Origin of the sequence: Streptomyces sp. SM1, assembly GCF_002910825.1 — a bacterium.
GTDB lineage: Bacteria > Actinomycetota > Actinomycetes > Streptomycetales > Streptomycetaceae > Streptomyces > Streptomyces okerensis.
Genome location: NZ_NEUB01000007.1, coordinates 1 through 3,463 on the forward strand (window position 1 = coordinate 1; position 3,463 = coordinate 3,463).

Annotated in this window: 3 protein-coding genes and 1 pseudogene; 1 reads left to right on the forward strand and 3 read right to left on the reverse strand. The window is 74.2% G+C overall.

The features are described from left to right. Positions 1 to 259 precede the first annotated feature (259 nt). Positions 260 to 805: a hypothetical protein gene (locus B9S61_RS00055; RefSeq protein WP_103540324.1), complete on the reverse strand. Its 546-nt coding sequence runs from the start codon at positions 803 to 805 to the stop codon at positions 260 to 262. A gap of 50 nt (positions 806 to 855) precedes the next feature. Further along, positions 856 to 1,650: a glutamate racemase gene (locus tag B9S61_RS00060; RefSeq protein WP_181007162.1), complete on the reverse strand. Its 795-nt coding sequence runs from the start codon at positions 1,648 to 1,650 to the stop codon at positions 856 to 858. 39 nt (positions 1,651 to 1,689) lie between these two features. On the opposite strand from B9S61_RS00060, the gene B9S61_RS00065 reads away from it, so the two are divergent. After that, positions 1,690 to 2,883, forward strand: coding sequence for a glycosyltransferase (locus tag B9S61_RS00065; protein ID WP_103540326.1), 1,194 nt, complete (start codon positions 1,690 to 1,692; stop codon positions 2,881 to 2,883). A gap of 6 nt (positions 2,884 to 2,889) precedes the next feature. On the opposite strand, the pseudogene B9S61_RS00070 reads toward B9S61_RS00065, so the two are convergent. Next, positions 2,890 to 3,463: pseudogene (locus B9S61_RS00070) on the reverse strand (Tellurium resistance); the annotation flags it as partial.

The following is a 3,463-nucleotide window of genomic DNA, read 5'->3' on the forward strand; positions in this document are numbered from 1 at the left end:
CCGTCCCGTCCCCGCGGCGCGCCCCGGACCCCGTTCTCGCTCACACGCGGCGGAGCGCTCAGGCATGTTTCCCCGCCGGCGACGTGGGGCCGGCACGGGGACCGGCCGTCACGGATGTTCCGCTCCCGCCACCCCGCGAGCTGATGCGCCCGGCCCGGACGGGCAAGTCATGCGCGCGTCGAAGGCGGGCGGGGAACGGCGGGCCGGGTCCGCTACCGGGGTCGAGTCGCACCGTGGCCGCGGTCCGGTGCCGCAGGGCTCAGTGTCTCGTGCCCGGTCTGCGGGGGCGGAGACGGTCGCGGATGACGGTCACGGCCGCTTCCGCGTCGTCCACGGTGACCGTGAAGGTGTGGCCGTCCCACAGTTGCAGTACGACGCCCTCGCCGCGGCGCACGACGACCGCCGTGCCCTTCTCGGGCCGCCAGCGGTACCCCCAGCCGCCCCAGTGCCGCGGGGTGACGTGCGGGGCGAACTCCGCGCCGGCGACGTGCGACAGCGGGATGCGGCGGCGCGGCAGGCCGATGTGCCCGCAGCGCACCTCCAGATGGTCCTCGTCGACCCGCAGCGCGACATGCACGAACGCGAGGGTCCCGAACAGGACGAGCAGCCCCGCGGCGATGCAGCCGACGACGGCCATGGCCAGCGGAGCGGCGCCGGTCGTCCACGCGGAGTCGACGGCCAGCGCGATACCGAGCGCCATGCAGGCGGCGCCGATCAGCGCCAGCAGCCACTGGAAGCGACCGGTGGCGCGACCGGTCCAGACCTCGGTGTACGGGGCGGGCTCACCGTGGCGGGGGTGCCTCATAGCTTTGAGGTTACTCAGGATTCGCTCGGTCGGTACCGCGTGGCGCAGCGTTACTGCGCCGTCCGGGCGGGAGCGAGTGGCTGGAGCAGCCTGCCTTCGGCGTAGGTGAGGGCGGCGAACGGGAGGGTGCCCTCGCGTCCGCTCAGCAGCGTCGTCAGGCTGCCGCTCGCGGGTGCCCCGGGGGCGGGGTGCTCGCCGAGGCGGCGCAGTGCCTGGGCCGCCACCGCCCCTGCCGAGCCGTGCAGGACGAGCGGTGGGCCGGCGGGGCGCTGCACCGCGGCCCGGATGCGCTCGCCGACGAGTTCGTAGTGGGTGCAGCCGAGGACCACGGTGGTCACGTCGTCCGGGGTGAGCCCGGCGGCCGCGGCGACCGCGGCGTCGATCGCCGTCTCGTCCGCGCGCTCCACGGCCTCGGCGAGCCCCCAGCACGGGACCTCGGTGACGGCCACGCCGCCGGCGAAGTTGTCGATCAGGTCGCGCTGGTAGGGGCTGCCGGTCGTGGCGGGCGTCGCCCAGATCGCGAAGGGTCCCCCGCCGGCCGCGGCCGGTTTGATCGCCGGGACGGTGCCGATGACCGGCAGTGCGGGTTCGAGGCGCGCGCGCAGGGCGGTGAGGGCGTGCACCGTGGCGGTGTTGCAGCCGACGATCAGGGCGTCGGGGCGGTGCGCGGCCGCGGCCGCGGCGACGGCGAGGGCGCGTGCGGTGAGATCCTGCGGAGTCCTCGGTCCCCAGGGCATGCCGTCGGGGTCGAGGGAGAGGACGAGATCGGCGTCGGGGCGCAGACGCCGCACCGCGGCGGTGGCCGCCAGCAGTCCGATTCCGGAGTCCATGAGCGCGATCTTCACCCGGCCACGATAGACGATGAGCCGCTTCGCGGCGGTGCCGTGGGGGAGACTGCGCACGTGAGCGCCATCGTGTGGAGTGCCGCCGGATCCCTCGCCGCCTGGCTGTGGCTGCTGCTCTGCCAGGGCTGGTTCTGGCGTACGGACGTCCGGCTTCCGCCGCTGCGGGACCCGGACACCTGGCCGGACGTGTGTGTCGTCGTTCCCGCGCGGGACGAGGCGGCGGTGCTGCCGGCGAGCCTGCCGTCGGTGCTCGCCCAGGACTATCCGGGCCGGGCCGAGGTCTTCCTCGTCGACGACGGCAGCACGGACGGCACCGGGGAGATCGCGCGCGAGCTCGCGCGGCGGCACGGCGGGCTGCCGCTCACGGTGGGCTCGCCGGGAGGTCCGCCGCCCGGCTGGACCGGCAAGCTGTGGGCCGTGCGGCACGGCATGGCGCTGGCGGGCGCGCGCGACCCCGGGTATCTGCTGCTGACGGACGCCGACATCGCACACGCCCCGGACAGTCTGCGCAGGCTGGTGGCGGCCGCCCGCGGCGGAGGCTTCGACGTGGTGTCGCAGATGGCCCGGCTGCGCGTGGAGAGCCGCTGGGAACGCCTGGTCGTGCCGGCCTTCGTCTATTTCTTCGCGCAGTTGTATCCGTTCCGCCGGATCGGGAGGGACGGGACACGCACGGCGGCCGCGGCCGGGGGCTGCGTGCTGCTGAGTGCCGGGGCGGCCTCGCGGGCCCGGATCCCGGACGCCATCCGGCAGGCCGTCATCGACGACGTCGCCCTCGCCCGCGCGGTCAAACGGAGCGGCGGCCGCGTCTGGCTGGGGCTCGCGGACGGGGTGGACAGCGTGCGTCCGTATCCGCGGCTGTGCGATCTGTGGCGCATGGTGTCGCGGAGCGCGTACGCGCAGCTGCGGCACAGTCCGCTGCTGCTGGCCGGTACGGTGGCCGGCCTGGCGCTGGTGTATCTGGTGCCGCCCGTCGCGGTGGCCGCGGGGGCGGTGGCGGGGAGCGCGGTCGCCGCGGCCCTGGGTGCGGTGGCCTGGCTCGTGATGTCGGGGACGTACGTCCCGCTGCTGCGTTACTACCGGCAGCCGCTGTGGCTCGCTCCCCTGCTGCCGTTCACCGCGGCGCTGTATCTGCTGATGACGGTGGACTCGGCGGTGCAGCACCACCGGGGGCGCGGCGCGGCCTGGAAGGGCCGCACCTACGCCGCTCCGAAGGCCGTGCGGGACAAGGGCTGACCTCCCTCACTTGCGTCCGGGGGTCCAGTTCATGCCCCACCCGTAGACGTGGTCGACGGTGCGCTGGGGGCTCACTCCGCGCTCCGGGACGAGGTAGCGGGCCTCCCGCTGGACGACGAGTTCACCGCCGCCGGTGTTGGTGATCAGGGCGAGCGCGCAGACCGTCGAGGGGACCGTGCACTCGTCGAGGGAGAAGTCGATCGCCGCGCCGTGCTGCGGCTGGAGGGTGACCGTGGCGTGCAGATCGGCGAAGGAGCGGGCACCCTCGTAGATCGTGACGAAGACGAGGATGCGCCGGAACTGGTGCTTCTGGTCGAGATTGACGGTGAGGTTCTCACCGGTCGACACCGCGCCGGTGCGGTCGTCGCCGTCCAGGTGGATGAACGGGGGCTGGTGCAGGGAGCCGAAGGCATTGCCGAGGGCCTGGACGACGCCCTTCCTGCCGTCGGTGAGTTCGAACAGGGCGCACAGGTCGAGGTCGAGGTCGGAGTGCATGGCGACCGGGCGGCCCAGTTTCGCCGCCCAGCCGGAGAACTGCTTGCGCACCTGCCAGTTGAGGTTCACGTGGAGGGAGCCCGAG

Coding starts and splice junctions, on each gene's coding strand:
- B9S61_RS00055 (WP_103540324.1), bottom strand. CDS start 805: ATGAGGCACCCCCGCCACGGTGAGCCCGCCCCGTACACCGAGGTCTGG.